This is a genomic window from Serratia sp. 4542, from assembly GCF_016805595.1.
Classification (GTDB): Bacteria; Pseudomonadota; Gammaproteobacteria; order Enterobacterales; family Enterobacteriaceae; genus Serratia; species Serratia nevei.
On record NZ_RXKV01000012.1, the window covers coordinates 15962 to 35847 of the forward strand.

At 60.9% G+C, this 19886-nt stretch carries 17 protein-coding genes; 8 read left to right on the top strand and 9 right to left on the bottom strand.

Going from position 1 to position 19886, the window contains the following annotated elements:
- Nucleotides 1-322: 322 nt before the first annotated feature.
- From typA to fabY, 5 genes are all read left to right on the top strand, one after another.
- On the top strand, nt 323-2146 hold the full coding sequence (gene typA / locus EKL15_RS18795) for a ribosome-dependent GTPase TypA (protein WP_004931243.1): 1824 nt from the start codon (nt 323-325) through the stop codon (nt 2144-2146).
- Between the two features lie 166 nt (nt 2147-2312).
- Nucleotides 2313-2903, top strand: a complete 591-nt coding sequence (gene yihX, locus EKL15_RS18800) for a glucose-1-phosphatase (protein ID WP_060425015.1) — start codon at nt 2313-2315, stop codon at nt 2901-2903.
- A 51-nt stretch (nt 2904-2954) separates the two neighbouring features.
- A complete protein-coding gene (locus EKL15_RS18805) occupies nt 2955-3848 on the top strand; it encodes a virulence factor BrkB family protein (RefSeq protein ID WP_049201866.1) in 894 nt (297 codons plus the stop codon).
- Nucleotides 3845-4282, top strand: coding sequence for a D-aminoacyl-tRNA deacylase (dtd, locus tag EKL15_RS18810; RefSeq protein WP_025304712.1), 438 nt, complete (start codon nt 3845-3847; stop codon nt 4280-4282). The genes EKL15_RS18805 and dtd overlap by 4 nt, the downstream gene beginning before the upstream one ends.
- Before the next feature lie 21 nt (nt 4283-4303).
- Nucleotides 4304-5251, top strand: a complete 948-nt coding sequence (gene fabY / locus EKL15_RS18815; RefSeq protein ID WP_004931235.1) for a fatty acid biosynthesis protein FabY — start codon at nt 4304-4306, stop codon at nt 5249-5251.
- A gap of 38 nt (nt 5252-5289) precedes the next feature.
- Here fabY and EKL15_RS18820 read toward each other — a convergent pair whose 3' ends face one another.
- A complete protein-coding gene (locus EKL15_RS18820) occupies nt 5290-6951 on the bottom strand; it encodes an AsmA family protein (RefSeq protein ID WP_100397014.1) in 1662 nt (553 codons plus the stop codon).
- Nucleotides 6952-7079: 128 nt separating this feature from the next.
- Nucleotides 7080-8480 (bottom strand): NCS2 family protein, encoded by a 1401-nt coding sequence (locus EKL15_RS18825; RefSeq protein ID WP_019452186.1) that lies wholly within the window; start codon nt 8478-8480, stop codon nt 7080-7082.
- Between the two features lie 240 nt (nt 8481-8720).
- Here EKL15_RS18825 and gltS point away from each other — a divergent pair, with 240 nt between their 5' ends.
- Nucleotides 8721-9932, top strand: a complete 1212-nt coding sequence (gene gltS / locus EKL15_RS18830; RefSeq protein WP_038872558.1) for a sodium/glutamate symporter — start codon at nt 8721-8723, stop codon at nt 9930-9932.
- A gap of 42 nt (nt 9933-9974) precedes the next feature.
- Here the strand turns inward: gltS and recG are convergent, their stop codons facing one another.
- From recG to EKL15_RS18860, 6 genes are all read right to left on the bottom strand, one after another.
- Nucleotides 9975-12056 carry an ATP-dependent DNA helicase RecG gene (gene recG / locus EKL15_RS18835; RefSeq protein WP_033636486.1) on the bottom strand — a complete coding sequence of 694 codons (2082 nt, stop codon included), beginning with the start codon at nt 12054-12056 and terminating at the stop codon, nt 9975-9977.
- Nucleotides 12053-12748, bottom strand: a complete 696-nt coding sequence (trmH, locus tag EKL15_RS18840) for a tRNA (guanosine(18)-2'-O)-methyltransferase TrmH (RefSeq protein WP_060425007.1) — start codon at nt 12746-12748, stop codon at nt 12053-12055. Before trmH ends, recG begins: the two co-directional genes overlap by 4 nt.
- A gap of 5 nt (nt 12749-12753) precedes the next feature.
- Nucleotides 12754-14865 carry a bifunctional GTP diphosphokinase/guanosine-3',5'-bis pyrophosphate 3'-pyrophosphohydrolase gene (spoT, locus tag EKL15_RS18845; protein ID WP_019452189.1) on the bottom strand — a complete coding sequence of 704 codons (2112 nt, stop codon included), beginning with the start codon at nt 14863-14865 and terminating at the stop codon, nt 12754-12756.
- Nucleotides 14866-14883: 18 nt separating this feature from the next.
- The gene (rpoZ, locus tag EKL15_RS18850; RefSeq protein WP_004931221.1) at nt 14884-15159 is read right to left on the bottom strand and encodes a DNA-directed RNA polymerase subunit omega; all 276 of its coding nucleotides are present in this window, start codon (nt 15157-15159) and stop codon (nt 14884-14886) included.
- A 54-nt stretch (nt 15160-15213) separates the two neighbouring features.
- The gene (gene gmk / locus EKL15_RS18855; RefSeq protein WP_004931218.1) at nt 15214-15837 is read right to left on the bottom strand and encodes a guanylate kinase; all 624 of its coding nucleotides are present in this window, start codon (nt 15835-15837) and stop codon (nt 15214-15216) included.
- 205 nt (nt 15838-16042) lie between these two features.
- A complete protein-coding gene (locus tag EKL15_RS18860; RefSeq protein WP_100397015.1) occupies nt 16043-17566 on the bottom strand; it encodes an MFS transporter in 1524 nt (507 codons plus the stop codon).
- 115 nt (nt 17567-17681) lie between these two features.
- On the opposite strand from EKL15_RS18860, the gene EKL15_RS18865 reads away from it, so the two are divergent.
- Complete coding sequence (locus EKL15_RS18865; RefSeq protein ID WP_100397016.1) at nt 17682-18578, top strand: LysR family transcriptional regulator; 897 nt, start codon at nt 17682-17684, stop codon at nt 18576-18578.
- Here the strand turns inward: EKL15_RS18865 and EKL15_RS18870 are convergent.
- On the bottom strand, nt 18572-19189 hold the full coding sequence (locus tag EKL15_RS18870; RefSeq protein ID WP_025304704.1) for a trimeric intracellular cation channel family protein: 618 nt from the start codon (nt 19187-19189) through the stop codon (nt 18572-18574). The genes EKL15_RS18865 and EKL15_RS18870 overlap by 7 nt on opposite strands.
- A 253-nt stretch (nt 19190-19442) precedes the next feature.
- Between EKL15_RS18870 and EKL15_RS18875 the strand changes: the two genes are divergently transcribed.
- Complete coding sequence (locus EKL15_RS18875) at nt 19443-19877, top strand: DUF3574 domain-containing protein (RefSeq protein WP_055317175.1); 435 nt, start codon at nt 19443-19445, stop codon at nt 19875-19877.
- Nucleotides 19878-19886 lie beyond the last annotated feature (9 nt).

The window sequence follows — 19886 nt, forward strand, 5'->3', positions numbered from 1 at the left end:
GGAACTGGCTTTTTTTCGCCTTGAAAAGACTAAAGCGAAAAGCGTGCCAACTTTTAGAAAAGGCTTTTATCGCCTCTCTGCGCGGGTTTTACCCAGCCACAGTATGCACCATCAACGATAAATTGCACTGTTATGGTGCAATAAGGGTGGGCGCGGGCACCGAAATGGTGCAAAAGTGCAACGATTGCGGCTTTTTGCACCGTGAAAGGGATCACAAACTGACCGGTACGCGGTTGTTTATAAGAGATGGTTGTGATCTTGTTTAGTCCCTCGCTTAATACGTGTACAATAGCGCGCTATTTCTAATGCCCGAGGCAAAGCTGTGATCGAAAATTTGCGTAACATCGCCATTATTGCCCACGTTGACCATGGTAAAACCACCCTGGTTGATAAGCTGCTGCAACAATCCGGTACTTTCGGAGAGCGTGCGGAAGCGACCGAACGCGTAATGGACTCCAACGATTTGGAGAAAGAGCGTGGGATTACCATCCTCGCAAAAAACACCGCCATTAATTGGAACGGTTACCGTATCAACATCGTGGATACCCCAGGACACGCCGACTTCGGCGGCGAGGTAGAGCGCGTGATGTCGATGGTTGACTCGGTGCTGCTGGTTGTGGATGCAATGGATGGCCCTATGCCGCAAACCCGCTTCGTGACCAAGAAGGCCTTCGCCAACGGTCTGAAGCCGATCGTGGTCATCAACAAGGTTGACCGTCCTGGCGCGCGCCCTGACTGGGTTGTGGATCAGGTGTTCGACCTGTTCGTGAACCTCGACGCGACCGACGAGCAGCTCGACTTCCCGATCATCTACGCTTCTGCGCTGAACGGCATCGCCGGCGTCGACCACACCGACATGGCGGAAGACATGACCCCGCTGTATCAGGCGATCGTCGACCACGTGTCTGCGCCGCAGGTTGAGCTGGAAGCGCCATTCCAGATGCAGATCTCCCAGTTGGACTACAACAACTACCTGGGCGTTATCGGCATTGGCCGCATCAAGCGCGGTAAAGTGAAGCCGAACCAGCAGGTCACCATCATCGACAGCGAAGGTAAAACTCGCAACGGTAAAGTGGGCAAAGTGCTGGGCCACCTGGGTCTGGAGCGTATCGACAGCACCCTGGCGGAAGCGGGCGACATCATCGCCATCACCGGCCTGGGCGAGCTGAACATCTCCGACACCATCTGCGACACCAATGCCGTAGAAGCGCTGCCGGCGCTGTCCGTCGACGAGCCGACCGTAACCATGTTCTTCAACGTCAACACCTCGCCGTTCTGCGGTAAAGAAGGTAAGTACGTAACGTCGCGTCAGATCCTTGACCGTCTGAATAAAGAGCTGGTACACAACGTAGCGCTGCGCGTTGAAGAAACCGACGATGCGGACGCCTTCCGCGTATCCGGCCGTGGCGAACTGCACCTGTCGGTGCTGATCGAAAACATGCGTCGCGAAGGTTTCGAGCTGGCGGTTTCCCGTCCGAAAGTTATCTTCCGTGAAATCGATGGCCGCAAGCAGGAGCCATTCGAGAACGTAACGCTGGATATCGAAGAGCAGCATCAGGGTTCCGTGATGCAGGCGATGGGTGAGCGTAAAGCCGACCTGAAAAACATGGATCCGGACGGTAAGGGCCGCGTGCGTCTCGACTACGTGATCCCAAGCCGCGGTCTGATCGGCTTCCGTAACGAATTCATGACCATGACTTCGGGTACCGGCCTGCTGTACTCCACCTTCAGCCACTACGACGACGTGCGTCCGGGCGAAGTGGGCCAGCGTCAGAACGGCGTGCTGATCTCCAACGGCCAGGGCAAAGCGGTAGCGTTCGCGCTGTTCGGCCTGCAGGATCGCGGCAAGCTGTTCCTGGGCCACGGTGCAGAAGTGTATGAAGGCCAGATCATCGGTATTCACTCACGCTCTAACGACCTGACCGTAAACTGCCTGACCGGTAAGAAGCTGACCAACATGCGTGCTTCCGGTACTGACGAAGCGACTACCCTGGTTCCGGCCATCAAAATGACCCTGGAGCAAGCTCTGGAGTTTATCGATGACGACGAACTGGTAGAAGTGACGCCAACCTCGATCCGTATCCGTAAGCGTCACCTGACGGAAAACGATCGTAAGCGTGCCAGCCGCGGTCCTAAAGACGCTTAATCGCTGATTGAGTGTCTCATGCTTAGGGCGCGGTTCTCGCGCCCTGAGTTTTTTCCTCTGTTGTTCCTCGTTTGTGCGGCGCGCTATGCGCTTTTCCGTTCGCTCCCTGTTCAGCTGTTCCTTTTCCCGCTACAGTGAAATCTCACCGGCCCATCAGGAGAGGACTATGCTGTATATCTTTGATTTAGGTAATGTGATCGTCGATATCGATTTCAAGCGTGTGCTGGGCGTGTGGAGCAATTTGAGCGGCACGCCGTTGGCGGTGCTATCCGATCGTTTCACCATGGGTGAGGTATTCCAGCAACATGAACGCGGTGAAATCAGCGACGAAGACTTCGCCGGCAAGCTGTGCGATGAAATGGGCATCGCGCTCAGCTTCGAGCAATTCGCCACCGGCTGGCAGGCGGTATTTGTCGCGCTGCGCCCGGAAGTAATCGACATCATGCAGCGCCTGCGCAACGAGGGTCACCGGGTGGTGGTGCTGTCGAACACCAACCGTCTGCACTGCAACTACTGGCCGCAGCACTATCCTGAAGTGGCCGCCGCCGCCGATCATCTTTATCTGTCGCAAGATCTCGGCATGCGCAAGCCGGAGGCCGATATCTATCAACATGTGCTGGCTGCGGAAAACACCGCCGCCGCCGACGCGGTGTTCTTCGACGATCACCCGGCGAACGTCCTCGCCGCGCAGGCGCTGGGGATCAAGACGGTGCACGTCACCGATCGCGACGTGGTGCCGGCCTATTTTGCCCAATGAGCGCAGGGCGCGTTAAGCTTAAGGCGTATCAACTGACATCAAGGAGTGACCATGTCGTTTTTCCGCCGCAAGAAGCTGCCCTCTGCGATTAAGCCCGGCGTCACCTTCGGACGGTTGCTGTACCAGCGTATCGATCACGATGGCCTGACGATGTTGGCGGGCCATCTCGCCTATGTTTCCCTGCTGTCGCTGGTGCCGCTGGTCACCGTGGTGTTCGCGCTGTTCGCCGCTTTCCCGATGTTTTCCGACATCAGCGAACAGCTGAAGAGCTTCATCTTTTCCAATTTCGTGCCGGCCGCCGGCAACGTCATACAGAACTACCTGGAACAGTTCGTCGCCAACTCCAACAAGATGACCGCCGTCGGCACCTGCGGGCTGATCGTCACCGCGCTGCTGCTGATCTCCTCGGTGGACAGCGTGCTGAACACCATCTGGCGCAGCAAGAACAAGCGGCCGATCGTCTTCTCCTTCGCCGTGTACTGGATGGTGCTGACGCTGGGGCCGCTGCTGGTGGGTGCCAGCATGGCCATCAGCTCCTACCTGCTGTCGCTCAACTGGCTGGCACAGACCGGCGTCAACGGTTTGGTGGATCAGGTGCTGCGCATCTTCCCGCTGATTTTGTCGTGCATTTCCTTCTGGCTGCTGTATTGCATCGTGCCGACGGTGCGAGTGCCGCCCAAAGACGCGCTGATTGGCGCGGTGGTGGCCGGATTGCTGTTCGAGCTGGGCAAGAAGGGATTCGCGCTGTACGTCACCATGTTCCCCTCCTATCAGCTGATTTACGGCGTGCTGGCGGTGATCCCGATTTTATTCCTGTGGGTCTACTGGAGCTGGTGTATCGTGTTACTCGGCGCGGAAATCACCGTGACCATCGGCGAATACCGCGACTACCGCCGGCAGAAGGCGGAGCAACAGGAACAGAAACCAGAAGGGCAGCAGGAATGATTGCGTTGATTCAACGGGTGTTAAACGCCAGCGTCACGGTGGGTGGCGAGACGGTAGGCAAGATTGGCCCCGGTTTGTTAGTGTTATTGGGCGTGGAGCAGGGCGATAACGAGCAAAAAGCGCAGCGCCTGTGCGAACGCGTGTTGGGATACCGCATTTTCGGCGACGAGAACGACAAGATGAATCTCAACGTCCAGCAGGCCGGGGGCAGCGTGCTGGTCGTTTCGCAGTTCACCCTGGCGGCGGACACCCAAAAGGGCATGCGGCCCAGCTTCTCGCGCGGTGCTGCGCCGCAGGAAGCCGATCGGTTGTATCAATATTTTGTTGGCCAGTGCCGCGAACGCGGCGTAGAGACCCAGACCGGCGAGTTCGCCGCCGACATGCAGGTGGCGCTGGTCAACGATGGTCCGGTGACATTCTGGCTACAGGTCTAAGCATTCGGAGAACAGGCGTCTATGTATCACCTACGAGTACCCGTAACAGAGCAAGAACTGAAGGAGTATTACCAGTTTCGCTGGGAAATGCTGCGCAAGCCGCTGCACCAGCCGGTGGGTTCGGAAAAGGATGCCTATGACGCCATGGCCCATCACCAAATGGTGGTGGACGAGGCCGGTAAAATCGTCGCCATCGGGCGGCTGTACATCAATGCCGACAACGAGGCGGCGATCCGTTTTCTGGCGGTAGACCCGACGCTGCAGGATAAAGGGCTGGGGACGCTGGTGGCGATGACGCTGGAGTCCGTTGCGCGGCAGGAGGGCGTGAAGCGGGTGGTGTGTAGCGCCCGTGAGGACGCGGTGGACTTCTTCGCCAAGCTGGGGTTCGTCAATCAGGGGGAGATCACTGCGCCGCAGACCACCCCGATCCGCCACTTTTTGATGATCAAACCGGTAGCGACGCTGGACGATATCCTGCATCGCCCCGACTGGTGTGGCCAACTGCAGCAGGCCTGGTATGAACATATCCCGCTGAGCGAAAAGATGGGCGTGCGCATCAGCCAATACACCGGCCAGCGCTTCGTCACCACCATGCCGGAGATCGGCAACCAGAATCCACACCATACGCTGTTCGCCGGCAGCCTGTTCTCGCTGGCGACGCTGACCGCCTGGGGGCTGATTTGGCTGCTGCTGCGCGAGCGCCATCTCGGCGGCACCATCATTCTGGCGGACGCGCACATTCGCTACAGCAAACCGATCACCGGCAGGCCGCGGGCGGTGGCGGATCTCGGCTCGCTGAGCGGCGATTTGGCGCGTCTGGCGCGCGGCCGCCGCGCGCGCGTACACGCCGAAGTACATCTGTTCGGCGACGAGGATAAAGGCGCGGTGTTCGAAGGCACCTACATGGTGTTGCCGGCCGAGCCGGATGTGCCGTTGGATCAGGGCGGTTCTGAAGCGCTGGAAGAATAAGGCGGCGGCCCTGCCCTGAGGGCGGGCCGCGCAGTGCATTACGGCAGTTGTTGGTTCACCGCTTGGCCGTCGCCGGCGGTGGCCTGCAGATTGCCCTTCAACGAGGCTTTGAACGGCCCGTCGCTGTTCAGCAGCCCTTTCAACTGCAGCTCAAGGTTGCCGTCGCCCGTCAGCGGCACCGGCTGCCATCCCCATTGCTGCAAAGTGTTGATCGGTACCGATCGGCCGTGCAGCGTCAGCTGGAACGGCTTGCCCGGCAGCTGATCGACGGTCGCTTTGGCCTCAAGCAACCCATTAGGCATAAAGGCGCTGAGCTCGGTGACGGCGATCTGATTGGCGTCGGCGTTCAGCGCCAGCGAAGGGCGCCGCACGTCTATCTTGTTGAAGGTCGCTTCGCTGCCGTTCAGGTTCAGCGAGCCGGACCAGATGCCCCATTGGCGATCGCGCGCCAGCAGCAGGTTGCTGCCGTAGCCGTCCAGCGCGGTGATCTGGAACGGGAATGCCGGGTTGATATCGATGATCAGATTGCGGTTGGTGGTCAGTTTAGTGACGTACACCTCCGCCAGCCAGTCCGGCAGCGGTTTCAGCCACAGCTCGTGCCAGTCGATCGGCAGGGTGTACTCCAGCGCCGCCATGGCCACTTCATCCAGCTGCAGGCGTTTGCCGGCGCGCAGCCAGTTGCCGGAGGTGCGCAGCAGCCCGCCTTCCCAGCGGGTGGTGAATTGCTGAATGGCGATGCCGGCGGAAGAGAGCCGCAGGGTGGCGATCGGGTCGATCAGGTGGAAACTGCCGTTGATCACGTCGCCGGCGTTGACGTTGAGCGAGCCGTCTTCGCTGCGCCAGTCGCCTTTTTCGATGCTGACGTTTTGCAACGACAGATCGAGATCGTTAAACGCCCATGCCTTGCCTTCCAGGCGCGCGTCGATCAGATCGAAACGCTTGAGGGTGACCGGCGGCAGCGTGGTAAAGCGCTGCATGAATTCCGCCAGCGTCAACGGGGTCTGCATGCGCACGCCGCTCAGCCGCAGGCGATCCACCTGCCAACTGCCGTCGGCGGCGCGGCTGGCCACGCCGGTCAGGTCGCCCTGCGCCAGATTGGCGCCGAAGTTGTTCAACAGCAGCTGGCCCTGTTTTTGCTCCCCCTGCACCAACACCTTCGAGGCGGGTATGCCGTTCAGCGTCATCGAACCGGCGCTGAACTGGAACTGGTTGTTGTCCCCCAGCAGATGGCCGGCCAGCGGGCGCCACGGCGTGATGCCGGCAGTGACCTGCTGCGCGTTGAGCTGCCACTCGCTATCGTTGGACTGCAACGCCATGTTGCTCAGCTGCAGCACGTCGGCCTGTACAGGCAGCGCCGCCGCCTGGGGCTGCACGTTCAACGTGCCGTCGCGCAGCGTGACGCTGTGGAAATAGCGCGGTTCGGTGATTTGGCGCAGGCTGAGGCCGAGATCGACGCGTTTGGCGACCAGCGCCTGCGGCTGGCCGTTGCGCGCCAGCTGCACGTCTTCCAGAGCGATCTGGTCCGGCTGGCTCCACGAATGGGTGATTTTTCCTATCGACAGGCGGTATTCGCTGTTGTCGCTGATCCAGGCGCTCAGGCGGCCTGCCGCCCAGCGAGTTTGCCCCACCAGGTACAGCACCACCACCGCCAACACGATCAGCAGCAGCAACGTCAGCAACAGCTTTCCGATAAATTTCATCGTCTACATCCGCATCGGTCAAAAAAGATACCCTGTTTATGCCGCAATTGGCCGGGCATCTCAAGGGCAATGGTCTGATAGACAATAAAAAACGGCCGCAAGCGGCCGTTTGAACATCAATGGACGGGTTACTTTTTCTCGTGTTCCTGCGGGAACACCAGGTTCAGCACGATGGCGGTAATGCCGCCGGCGGCGATGCCGGAAGAGAGCAGGGTTTTCAGCCAGTCCGGCGCGAACTGCAGGATCAGAGGTTGCTGGGAGACGCCCATGCCGACGGCCAGCGACAGCGCCATGATCATGATGGCGCGACGGTTCAGACGCTCGCGCGACACGATGCGCACGCCGGAGGCGGCGATGGTGCCGAACATCACGATGGTCGCGCCGCCCAGGACCGGCTCGGGAATGTGCTGTACGAAGCCGGCCACCGCCGGGAACAGCCCCAGCGCGATCAGCATCAGCGCCACCACGAAGCCGACGTAACGGCTGGCGACGCCGGTCAGCTGGATCACGCCGTTGTTCTGGCCGAAGCAGGAGTTGGGGAAGGTGTTGAACACCGCCGACAGCATCGAGTTCAGGCCGTTGGCCAGCACGCCGCCCTTCAGGCGCTTCATGTACAGCGGCCCGCTGACCGGCTGTTCGGAGACGTCGGAGGTGGCGGTGATGTCACCGATGGTTTCCAGCGAGGTGACCATAAAGATCAGCATCAGCGGCAGCAGCAGGTTCCAGTCGAAGCCCAGGCCGTAATAGAGCGGCGTGGGGATGGTGATCGCCGCCGTGGGGGCCGCCGGTGCGTCGGCGGGCAGCATGTCCATCGCCCAGGCCAACAGATAGCCGACCGCCATGGCGATCACCAGCGAAGCCACGCGCAGATAAGGGTTGCGCTGGCGGTTCAGCAGGATGATCACCGCCAGCACCGCGCCGGCCAGCAGCAGGTTTTTCGGCGAGCCGAAGCTGTGATCGTTCATCGCGGCGTAGCCGCCGCCGATCGAGGTCAGGCCGACCTGAATCAGCGACAGGCCGATGATCATCACCACGATGCCGGAAACCAGCGGGGTGATGATGCGGCGCGCCAGATGCAGCACGCGCGACAGCAAAATTTCGGTGCAGGAAGCGACCATCAGGGTGCCGAACAGCGCGGCCATCATGGTCGGCACGTCGGCGCCGCCGTTTTTCAGCGCCAGACCGCCCATGATCAGCGGCGAAACGAAGTTGAAGCTGGTGCCCTGAATCGACAGCAGCCCGGAACCCACCGGCCCCCAGGTTTTGATTTGCAGAATGGAAGCCAGACCGGAGGCGAACAGCGACATGCTGATGATGTGCTGGGTATCCTGTGCCGGCAGGCCCAGCGCCTGGCAGATCAGCAGGGCCGGAGTGATCACCGCGACGAACATCGCCAGCAGATGCTGGCCGGCGGCAAACAGCGTTTGCGGCAGCGGCGGGCGATCTTCCAGGCGATAAATCAGTTCACTGGCGCGGGGTTCTGAGGCGGCTTGGCGCGCGGCATCAAGCTCGGAGGATGACATGCTCATGGTGTGGCGTTTCCAGATACGGCAAAGCAGGCATTTTAATGCTCCGCCCCGCAAAAGCAAACGGTTGCGCGTAAATATTATGTTGCCGACTTTCTCGCTTATGTCGCATTTTCATTCATTTTTTCTTGTCATCTCAGCGTTTTTTACTTTTAATCCTGCACTCATCAAGTTTAAAAACTAAGTGGTTTTCTATAACTTATTATTTTTATTTGGATCTTTTCCCTTACATGGAGTACCTGGATGTTTCATCTTGATACTTATGGCACGTTAGTCGCGGCGACGCTGGTTTTGCTCCTCGGGGGCAAGTGCGTCAGAACCATTCCTCTGCTGCGAAAATATACCATTCCTGCTCCCGTCGCCGGCGGTTTGCTGGTGGCTCTCCTGCTGTTAGCCCTGAAAAAGCTCGTCAACTGGGAAATCAGTTTTGACATGTCGCTGAAGGACCCGCTGATGCTGGCCTTCTTCGCCACCATCGGCCTGAACGCCAACCTGGCGCGTTTGCGCGCCGGCGGCAAGGTGCTGGTGGTGTTCCTGTTCGTGGTGCTGGGGTTGCTTATCGTGCAGAACGCCATCGGTATCGGCATGGCGAAAATGCTGGGGCTGGATCCGCTGATGGGCCTGATCGCCGGGTCGATCACCCTGTCGGGCGGGCATGGTACCGGGGCGGCCTGGAGCAAGCTGTTCATCGAGCGCTACGGTTTTGAAAACGCGACGGAAGTCGCCATGGCCTGCGCCACCTTCGGGCTGGTGCTGGGCGGCCTGATCGGCGGCCCGGTGGCGCGCTATCTGGTCAAGCACTCCTCCACGCCGGAGGGCACCCCGGAAGACAGCGTGCAGCCGAGCGGCTTCGAGAAGCCGGAAAGCGGTCGCCTGATCACCTCGCTGGTGATGATCGAAACCATCGCCATGATCGCCATCTGTCTGAGCCTGGGGCAGCTGATTGCCGGCCTGCTGAGCGGCACGGTGTTTGAACTGCCGAACTTCGTTTGCGTGCTGTTCGTCGGGGTAATCCTCAGCAACACGTTGGCCTTCACCGGTTTTTATACCGTGTTCGAGCGGGCGGTATCGGTGCTGGGCAACGTCAGCCTGTCGCTGTTCCTGGCGATGGCACTGATGAGCCTGCGCCTGTGGGAGCTGGCCTCGCTGGCGCTGCCGATGCTGGCGATCCTGGCGGTGCAGACGCTGGTCATGGCGCTGTACGCGATCTTCGTTACCTACCGGGTGATGGGTAAAAACTACGACGCGGCGGTGCTGGCTGCCGGCCACTGCGGCTTCGGCATGGGCGCCACGCCGACGGCGATCGCCAACATGCAGGCGATCACCGATCGCTTCGGCCCGTCGCACGTGGCGTTTTTGGTAGTACCGATGGTGGGGGCGTTCTTTATCGATATCGCCAATGCCATCGTCATCAAGCTGTATCTGCTGCTGCCGGTGTTCCCGGCGGTGGGGTGATATCGCGAGTCATAATGAAAAGGGCGCCTGCGGCGCCCTTTTTTATGCGTTGGAGTAGCGTGCCTTCTCCGGCAGCCAGCGTTCTATCAGCGCCTGGGCGTGCTCCGGATAGTGCTGATGGAGATGGCGAGCGACGCGCTGCACTTCGGGGATCATCGCCTGGTCGCGCAGCAGGTCCGCCACCTTGAATTCGGCGCTGCCGGTCTGGCGGGTGCCAAGCAGCTCGCCCGGGCCGCGGATCTCCAGATCGCGCTGCGCGATGACGAAGCCGTCGTTGCTGTCACGCAGCACCTGCAGGCGCGTTTGCGCAGTCTTGCTCAGCGGCGTTTTGTACAGCAGCACGCAGTGTGAGGCCACGGCGCCGCGTCCTACGCGGCCGCGCAGCTGGTGCAGCTGCGCCAGGCCCAGCCGCTCCGGGTTTTCGATGATCATCAGGCTGGCGTTCGGCACGTCGACGCCGACTTCGATCACCGTAGTGGCGACCAACAGCTGCAGCTCGCCCTGTTTAAACGCCTGCATCACCGCCTGCTTTTCCTGCGCTTTCATGCGGCCGTGCACCAGCGCCACCTTCAGCTCCGGCAGCGCGGTTTTCAATTCTTCCCAGGTGGCTTCCGCCGCCTGCGCTTCCAGCAGTTCGGACTCTTCGATCAGCGTGCACACCCAGTAAGCCTGCCGCCCCTCTTCCAGACAGGCGCTCTTCACCCGTTGAATGATGTCGGCGCGGCGGGTATCGGGAATGGCGACGGTAGTCACCGGCGTGCGGCCCGGCGGCAGCTCGTCGATGACCGAGGTATCGAGATCGGCATAGGCGGTCATCGCCAGCGTGCGTGGGATCGGCGTGGCGGTCATGATCAGCTGATGGGCGTGGAAGCCCTGTTCTTCGCCTTTCTCCCACAGCGCCAGCCGCTGATGCACCCCGAAGCGGTGCTGCTCATCGATGATCACCAGCGCCAGGCCGTTAAATTGCACCTGCTCCTGGAAGATGGCGTGGGTGCCGACCACCATCGACACCTGACCGCTGGCGATGGCCTCCTGCTGCGCGATGCGCGCCTTGCCTTTCTGTTTGCCGGCCAGCCAGCCGACCTCCAGCCCCAGCGGTTCGAACCACTGGCGGAAATTGTTGGCGTGCTGCTCGGCCAGCAGCTCGGTCGGCGCCATCAGCGCCACCTGCTTGCCGTGCGCGATAGCGCGCAGCGCCGCCAGCGCCGCCACCAGCGTTTTGCCGGAGCCGACGTCGCCCTGCACCAGTCGCATCATCGGGAAGTCTTTTTGCATATCGGCTTCGATGTCGGCCACCACGCGCGTTTGCGCGCCGGTCGGCGAGAACGGCAGCTGGGCGAGAAAACGGTTTTTCAGCCGATCGTCCGGCAGCAGCGGCTGCGCCTGGTAACTCTGGGCGCCGGCGCGTACCGCCAGCATGCTGAGGTTATGCGCCAGCAGCTCTTCGAGGATCAGGCGTTTTTGCGCCGGGTGTTTGCCCAGCTCCAGATCCGCCAGCTGGATGTCCGGCGGCGGGCGATGCAGGGTGTGCAGCGCCTGCGGCAGGCTCATCAGGCCGCCGCTCAACTCCGGCGGCAGCAGTTCGGCGATGGCGCAGGTATCCAGCAGCTCCAGCGCCTGATCGGTCAGCTTGCGCAGCGTGGCTTGCCGCACCCCTTCGGTGGTGGGGTAGACCGGCGTCAGAGACTCTTGCAGCTCGACTTCGCTGGCTTCGCCCTGAATGCGGTATTCCGGATGGATGATCTCCGCGCCGTGGTTGCCGCGTTTGATCTCGCCGTAGGCGGTCACGCGGCGGCCGGTGGCCAGGCTGTTCTTCATCGCGGCGTTGAAGTTGAAGAACCGCATGGTGAGGATGCCGGTACCGTCGCTGATCTGGCAGGTCAGCATGCGGCGGCGGCCGAAGCTGATGTCGCTGCGCAGCACTTCCCCTTCTACCGTGGCGTAGATGCCCGGCAGCAGATCGTTGATCGGGTAGAGGCGAGTGCGGTCTTCGTAGCGCAGCGGCAGGTGCAGCAGCAGATCCTGAATGGTCTCGAGGCCAAGCTTGGCCAGTTTGCCCGCCTGGCTGGCGCCAACCCCGGAAAGCGTGGTGAGTGGGACAGCATCCAGCAGGCGGCCTTTCATTTGCGCACCGTCGCCTGCATGGCCGCCCACCATTCGGCGCTGGCGATCACCTGGCCCTGCTCGTCAATCTGCGGGCGTGGCAGCCCTTTGCGCTTGGCCACGTTGGCCAGCACCGGGTAGCCACCTTCGAACAGCAGACGCTGCTGCTCTTCTTCATCCAGCATGCTGTTGTCGCGGCGATACAGGCCGGCGTTCTGCCGCTGGCGCTGCGCTTCATACAGGATCAGTGCCGAGGCCACGGAGACGTTGAGCGATTGCACCATGCCGATCATCGGAATGACGATGTCCTGATCGGCCAGCGCCAGCGCTTCTTCGGTGATGCCGGTTTTTTCCTGGCCGAGCAGCACGCAGGTGGGCCGGGTGTAATCCACCTCGCGGAAATCGACCGCGCGCGCAGACAGATTGGTGGCCAGAATTTGCATGCCCTGCGCTTTCAGGTGACCGACCGCGTCGCCGATGGAGCGATGGGTTTTGACGCTGACCCAGCTGTTGCTGCCGGCGGCGGAGGAAACCAGGGTGCGCATGCGGGTGGTGGGCCACACGGCGTGGACCTGATGCACGCCGACGGCGTCGGCGGTGCGGATAATGGCGGAGACGTTATGCGGTTTGTGCACTTGCTCCAGGCAGACCGTCAAATCCGGCTGCCGGGTCGCGAGCATTTCACAAATCCGCGCATAGCGTTCAGGACTCATAAGCGCTAGTTTCGGTTGCGGTTAACTTTGATCACATCCGGCATGATACGGATTTTACGCATGATGTTTGCCAGATGGATGCGATCGCGGGTGGTCAAGCGGATAAAGGCGCTATAAACCCGACCGTCTTTCTCTTCGGTGTTCAGGCTCTGAATATTGGACTCGGCTGCGTTGATCGCCGCCGTCAGGTTGGCCAGCGCGCCCTGGTGGTTGAACATGTCCACCTTGATCTCGGCGATGAACTCCTGCTCGGTCTCTTTATCCCACTCGACCGCCATGAACTTCTCAGGCTCTTTCTGATAGCCGCGAATATTGCGGCAGGATTCATGGTGGATCACCAGCCCTTTGCCCGGGCTGACGTGAGCGATAATCGGGTCGCCCGGAATCGGACGGCAGCACTTGGCGAAGGTGATCAACACCCCGTCGGCGCCCTTGATGGCCAGGTTACGCACGCCGGAGGAAGCGCCCAGGCTGGACTGATCGCCCTGCAGGTTCTTCGCCACCACCACGCTCATGGCGTTGCCGAGGCCGATTTCCGCCAGCAGATCGTCCAGCGTCGCCAGCTTCATGCGGTCCAGCTCGTGCTGAATGTTTTCCTGCGGGATTTCGGCCAGCTTGCGGCTGCCGCCCAACGCGTGGTTGAGCAGACGGCGGCCGAGGCCGACGGAGTCGTCGCGCTTGAGATTCTTCAGCATCTGGCGAATTTTGGCGCGCGCTTTCGAGCTGACCACGAAGTTCAGCCAGGCGGCGTTGGGCCGCGCGCCCGGTGCGGTGATGATCTCGACGGTCTGACCGCTGGTCAGCGACTGCGACAGCGGGTAAGGCTGACGATCGACGCGCGCGCCGACGCAGGCATGGCCGATATCGGTATGCACCGCATAGGCGAAATCGACCGGCGTGGCGCCGGCGGGCAGCTCGACGATGCGGCCTTCCGGGGTGAAAACGTAAATCTCATCCGGGAACAGATCGGATTTGACGCTCTCGATAAATTCAAACGAACTGCCGGCGCTTTGCTGCAGCTCCAGCAGGCTTTGCATCCAGCGCTGGGCGCGGATCTGCGCCGTGGTGCCGGTTTCGCCCTGTTCTCTTTCCTTGTAAGCCCAGTGCGCGGCCACCCCCATCTCAGCCATCTGATCCATGTCTTCGGTGCGGATCTGCACTTCGACCGGCACGCCGTGCGGGCCGATCAGCGAGGTATGCAGCGATTGATAGCCGTTGGCCTTGGGAATGGCGATGTAATCTTTCACTCGCCCCGGGCGCGGTTTGTACAGGCTGTGCACCTGGCCGAGCACGCGGTAGCAGGTATCGACCTCTTTCACGATCACCCGGAACGCGTAGATATCCATGATGGAATGGAAACGCTGTTCTTTGAGGTGCATCTTGAGGTAGATGGAGTAGAGGTGTTTTTCCCGCCCGCTGACGCGGCAGGCGATGCCGGCTTCGGTCAGCCGCCCTTCGATCTCGGAGAGGATTTTTTGAATCATCTCTTTGCGGTTGCCGCGCGCGGCTTTCACCACTTCCTTGATCACGCGATAGCGGTTCGGGTACAGCGCCTCGAAGCCCAGCTCTTCCAGCTCGGTCTTCAGGTGATGAATACCCAGACGGTGGGCGAGGGGGCTGTAGATTTCCAGGGTTTCACGCGCGATGCGCCGGCGTTTGTCGGGGCGCAGCGAACCGAGGGTGCGCATGTTGTGCGTACGGTCGGCCAGCTTGATCAGCACGACGCGGATATCCTGCACCATCGCCATGATCATCTTGCGGAAGTTTTCCGCCTGCGCTTCTTTCTTGTCCTGGAACTTCAGCTTGTCGAGCTTGGAGACGCCCTCAACCAGTTCGGCGACGCTCTTGCCGAACAGCTGTTCCATATCTTGATAGGTGGCTGGGGTGTCTTCGATGACGTCGTGCAGCAATGCCGCCATCAGCGTCTCGTGATCGAGACGCATTTCCGCCAGGATGCAGGCCACGGCGACCGGGTGAGTAATGTAAGGCTCACCGCTGGAGCGTGTCTGGCCCTCGTGCGCGTCGCGCGCGACGAGGTATGCCTGTTTGAGGCGCTTAATCTGCTCCTCGGGCAGGTAACGTTGAATCAGCAGATTCAGGCTTTCAAACAGGTACAAGGCGGACTCGCAGTCTAATTAACGACGACCTTCAGCAATCGCGGTAACCGCTTGAATCTCTGCGGCTTCCTGCTCTTGCTGTTCCTGGCGCTCACGCACGTCGAGGATCTGGCTGGTGATCAGGCCTTCTTCGATTTCGCGCAGGGCGATAACGGTGTACTTGTCGTTCTCTTCCGGAACCAGTGCATCTTTGCCGCCGGTCTGGATCTGACGCGCCCGACGAGCAGCGACCAACACCAGGTCAAAACGGTTACCAATTTTCTCTACAGCGTCTTGAACAGTTACGCGTGCCATATTTGTGCTACTCCACAGGTGACGAAAAGACTGGGCATGATACTGAAACTGCCTTCAGTCTGCCAATAGTTTGCTGATTAAAGCGTCATGCCGCAGCAACTGGCGGCCCAAACGCAGGCGTTCGGCGCGAATGATGGTCTTCAGATCGGACAGCGCCAGATCGAAATCATCGTTCACAATCAGGTAATCGTACTCCGCATAATGCGTCATTTCCGCCACGGCCTGAGCCATGCGCTTGGCGATCACCTCTTCGGAATCCTGCCCGCGCCCGCGCAGGCGGCGGCCCAGTTCTTCCTTCGACGGCGGCAGAATGAAGATGCTGCGCGCCTGCGGCATTTTGGCGCGGATTTGCTGCGCGCCCTGCCAGTCGATATCCAGAAACACGTCTACGCCGGTCGCCAACACTTGTTCGATGGCGGCGCGCGAGGTGCCGTAATAGTTGCCGAACACTTCGGCGTGCTCAAGAAACGCGTCCTGCTCGATCATCCGGCGGAATTCGTCTTTCGAGACGAAGAAATAGTGTTCGCCGTGATTTTCACCCGGGCGGCTGTCGCGCGTGGTGTGCGAAACCGAAACCTGCGTGTCGTACAGCGGTTGCGTCTTTAACAAAGCCTGAATCAGACTTGATTTACCTGCGCCACTGGGAGCAGAGACAATATAAAGCGTGCCTTGAGCCATGATGATGTTCGTTGATAACGGTTGATATGCCAATAACAGCGGATGTGTATTTTCTCCGCACAGTATACACGGCTAACGCGCCGGGTGCAGCGTTAGCTCGCATTTTGCCCGCCGCTTTGCGCGGAAAAAGCGGCGAATGAGCGAATTTGCGCGTCGAAGGGCAACATTTCAGCTGTTTTGGCCTCGGCGGCGAGGCCATGTCAGATTACGGCGCGTCGGTAATGCGTGGGGCGGACGAAGGGGTTTCCCGTGCGGGGTGGCGGAGAAAGAGAAAGATAATGACGGCGGACGCCAGCGTCGTCAGGGCGAGTAGGTACAGCAGATTCTGGAAAGCCAGTTCGTAGGCGTGCTTCAGCCGTGCGGCGTCCGCATTGAGCAGGGCGGTCGCCCGCGGCATATCCCCCATGGCCAGGGCGTGCGCGCCGGCGGCGTTTGCGGTTGGGGGAGCGAGATGGCGCCCAACCAACAAGGCCAACAGGGCACCGACGATCGCCAATGCAATGCCTTCCCCCGCGACGCGAACGGTGCTGAAAATGCCGGTCGCCATGCCCGCTCGCTCTCGCGGCACGACGCTGACGGCTAAACCGTCCATCAATCCCCAGGGCAAGCTGATACCGCAACCGATGGTCAGCATCGGTAGCAGTAGCCGCGCGAGCGATTGCCCCGGCGCATAGTGCGCCAGCCATGCCAGCCCGGCGGCGCAAATCAACAAGCCTAGGCTGGAAACGGCGCCGGCGGAAAAGCGGTGAGCGAATGCCCCGGTCAGCAGCGGCAGCGCCAGCATTGGTGCGGACAACGTCAGCATCATCATGCCGGTTTCCACGGTGCTGTAACCCTCGATGCCGATAAATCGGAGGGGAAGCAGCACCAGCAACACCACGTACGAATAGGCCGGCGCTGCCGCCAACAGCTGTACGCCGACAAAGCGCGGGTAGCGAAACAGCGACAGATCGAGCATCGGCCGAGCGGTGCGGCGTTCAATCAGGATAAAAGCCAGCATAAACAGCAGCGAGCCGGTCAGCGGCCTAATGACTTGCGCGCTGCTCCAGCCGCTGTCGGGCGCCAGCAGCACGGCGTAAGTCAACAGCGACAGCGCCAGCGTAAAGACGATGGCGCCGGGCCAATCGAGGCGAGAGGCGGCGGGATCGCGCGATTCGGGCATATCGCGCTGGCCGCTGAACAACGCAATGGCGCTGAGCAGCGCCAGGCAGAGAAAAAGTGCGCGCCAGCCGAAGAGCTGCGTCAGCGTGCCGGCCAGCAGCGGACCGAATGCCAGCCCGATGCCGAACGTGGTGCCCAGCAGGCTGAAGGCCTTGCTTCTCTCCGGCCCGTTAAATACCTGGGCCAGGCTTGCGGTTCCGCCGGCCAGTGCGGCCGCGGCGGAGATGCCTTGCAGCGCTCGTATCGCGTCGAAGGACATAATGTCTTGCGCCGCGCTCATGAGCAGAGCGCTGAGCGCGAGCGCCGCCAATCCACAGATAAACACGCGCTTGCGGCCAAAACGATCGGCGAGCGCTCCGGCGAGCATCAGGCTGCAGCCGAAGGTCAGCATAAACGCGTTGGTGACCCAACTGAGCGCGACCAGTCCGCCGCCCAAATCTTTAGCGATTGCGGTGAGCGCGACTGCGGGGCCGGTAAAGCTCAGCGGCATGATCAGGCCTGCGAGACACACGGAAAAGAGTATGAGCCAGCGCTGCGGGGGCGCATTCCGGGATGGATGAGCGTTCATGGGCGATTCCTGATGCGGTGGTTTCGATGGGTATGGATGATAAATAAGACTGAATAGGTTAAAAATAAGGCTGAATTCCACACTTTCAGGACAAAAACGCTCTAATGGGGGCCATATGGAAAGTTTGAGTGGGCTGCTGGCGTTTGTTCGCGCTGCCGAATCGTGCAGCTTTGTCGCTGCTGGGGAGCGATTGGGGGTGTCGGCCTCGGCGGTGGGTAAAAGCGTGGCGCGGCTGGAGGCGTCGTTGGGCGTCAGGCTGTTCAACCGCAGCACCCGGCGCATCAATTTGACGGAGGAAGGGGCGCTATTTTACGAACGCTGCCGGCGTATTGTTAGTGATATCGAGAACGCTGAAGCCGAGATGGCACGTATTTCAGAGGCGCCGCGCGGCAAGCTGCGCGTCAGCATGCCTGCCATCGGTTACCGCATGCTGGTGCCGCTGTTGGCTGATTTTACCGCGCGTTATCCTGAGATTGAGTTGGATGTGGACTTCAACGATCGCATCGCGGATCTGATCGCCGAGGGCGTTGATGTGGCGGTTCGCGGCGGAGAGCTGGCTGATTCCCGCCTGATGGCGCGGCGTCTTGGACCGTTTCGCCAGGTTTTGGTCGGCGCGCCGGACTACTTCCGCCGGCGCGGAACGCCGTTGAAACCGACGGATCTGCTCGAGCATGCTTGTTTGCGTTATCGCTTCCCGGGCGGGCAGCAGTTGCAGGCGTGGCGGCTGAGCGCCGACGATGAGGCGCTGTCGTTAAGGTTGCCGGTGACGATGAGTTTCAGCAGCGTTGAGGCGCTAATCCATGCGGCGCAGCAGGGATTGGGCATCGCCTACCTGCCGGATTTCACTTTGAGCCAGGCCCTGCGCGGCGGGCAGCTGACGGCGGTGCTGCAAGACAGCACGCCCGAGCGCGGCGCGTTTTCTGCCGTGTGGCCCTCTAACCGGCACATGTTGCCGAAAGTCCGGGTGTTCGTGGATTATCTGGCGCGGTACATGCTGCCGGACGATCAGTGATCCGGATGCTGGTAGTTGAACACCGGCAGGCCGAGGCGGAAGCGCAGGGCGATCAGGCGCGCGCTCAGGCCGGCGACCAGCGTGAGGATCACCACCAGATTGTGCGGCAGGCTGAGGTGCTGCAGGCCGATATACAGCCAGGCGGCGCTGAAGGAGATGCCGGCGTAGATCTCTTTCTGGAAAACCAGCGGGATACGGTTGCAGAACATATCGCGCAGCACCCCGCCGAAGACGCCGGTGATCACTGCGGCGATGGCGGCGATAATCGCACTGTGCCCCATATCCAGCGCCACCTGCGCGCCGATGATGGAGAAGACGATCAGGCCGACGGCGTCGAGCACCAGGAACAGGCGGCGCAGATGGCGCATCAGGGGGGCCACCCAGGTGGTGACGATCGCCGCTATCGCGACGATGACGATGTATTCCGGGTGTTTGACCCAGCCCAATGGAAAATGCCCGAGCAGCATATCGCGCACCGACCCGCCGCCGATCGCCGTGACCGAAGCGATGATGATCACGCCGAACATGTCCATTTGGCGGCGGCCGGCCGCCAGCGCGCCGGTCATGGCTTCGGCGGTGATGCCGATGATATAAAGGATGCTCAGTAACATAAGGGATTCACAGCGTACTTGCGTCAGAATGATGGCCGGCAGGGTAATCGCCGCCGATGGCGCGCGCCACTGAGTTTTTTTCACTGATGGTGTTTCGGATTAATTTAGCTAATCCAAACTCCGTTTTTATTGCCGATAACCAGCCTTTTTTAACATCTGGCTGTTGATAAAAGCATTAGAAATTTCGCGCTGGTTTCCATCGCTGACTATGCTTTTTGCAGCTAATCCTTCAACCGAGAAACCGAGACTGCAGATGAAAAACTCCCCGAAACTGGCCGCCGGCGCCGTGGTGGCCGCCCTGCTGCTGAGCGGCTGCGTGGCGCCAGGCCATCAGGCTGTGTCACCCGCTCCGGCTTGCCACACCGGCGATCCGATGATGCAAACAACGCTCTACTTCGGCCTGAATCGCCCGGCGGGGCCGGCGATCACCGCCGCCGAGTGGCAAACCTTCGTCGACAGCCAGGTGACGCCGCGTTTTAAAGACGGGTTGACGGTCTTTGATGCCAAAGGGCAGTGGCTGGGCCACGACGGCAAGCTGGCGCGCGAGAACAGCAAGGCGCTGCTGTTGATCCATGCGCCGGGCAAAGAGAGCGAGGCGAATATCGAGGCGCTGCGCAGCGGCTATAAGCAGCAGTTTGCGCAGGATTCGGTGATGCGGGTGGATGCGCCGGTGTGCGTGGCGTTTTAAAGCGAACTC

Excerpts from the sequence above, each read along its gene's own strand:
- yihX (WP_060425015.1), top strand. The coding sequence starts at position 2,313 with ATGCTGTATATCTTTGATTTAGGTAATGTGATCGTCGATATCGATTTC.
- EKL15_RS18805 (WP_049201866.1), top strand. The coding sequence starts at position 2,955 with ATGTCGTTTTTCCGCCGCAAGAAGCTGCCCTCTGCGATTAAGCCCGGC.
- dtd (WP_025304712.1), top strand. The coding sequence starts at position 3,845 with ATGATTGCGTTGATTCAACGGGTGTTAAACGCCAGCGTCACGGTGGGT.
- fabY (WP_004931235.1), top strand. The coding sequence starts at position 4,304 with ATGTATCACCTACGAGTACCCGTAACAGAGCAAGAACTGAAGGAGTAT.
- EKL15_RS18820 (WP_100397014.1), bottom strand. The coding sequence starts at position 6,951 with ATGAAATTTATCGGAAAGCTGTTGCTGACGTTGCTGCTGCTGATCGTG.
- EKL15_RS18825 (WP_019452186.1), bottom strand. The coding sequence starts at position 8,480 with ATGAGCATGTCATCCTCCGAGCTTGATGCCGCGCGCCAAGCCGCCTCA.
- gltS (WP_038872558.1), top strand. The coding sequence starts at position 8,721 with ATGTTTCATCTTGATACTTATGGCACGTTAGTCGCGGCGACGCTGGTT.
- recG (WP_033636486.1), bottom strand. The coding sequence starts at position 12,056 with ATGAAAGGCCGCCTGCTGGATGCTGTCCCACTCACCACGCTTTCCGGG.
- trmH (WP_060425007.1), bottom strand. The coding sequence starts at position 12,748 with ATGAGTCCTGAACGCTATGCGCGGATTTGTGAAATGCTCGCGACCCGG.
- rpoZ (WP_004931221.1), bottom strand. The coding sequence starts at position 15,159 with ATGGCACGCGTAACTGTTCAAGACGCTGTAGAGAAAATTGGTAACCGT.
- gmk (WP_004931218.1), bottom strand. The coding sequence starts at position 15,837 with ATGGCTCAAGGCACGCTTTATATTGTCTCTGCTCCCAGTGGCGCAGGT.
- EKL15_RS18860 (WP_100397015.1), bottom strand. The coding sequence starts at position 17,566 with ATGAACGCTCATCCATCCCGGAATGCGCCCCCGCAGCGCTGGCTCATA.
- EKL15_RS18865 (WP_100397016.1), top strand. The coding sequence starts at position 17,682 with ATGGAAAGTTTGAGTGGGCTGCTGGCGTTTGTTCGCGCTGCCGAATCG.
- EKL15_RS18870 (WP_025304704.1), bottom strand. The coding sequence starts at position 19,189 with ATGTTACTGAGCATCCTTTATATCATCGGCATCACCGCCGAAGCCATG.
- EKL15_RS18875 (WP_055317175.1), top strand. The coding sequence starts at position 19,443 with ATGAAAAACTCCCCGAAACTGGCCGCCGGCGCCGTGGTGGCCGCCCTG.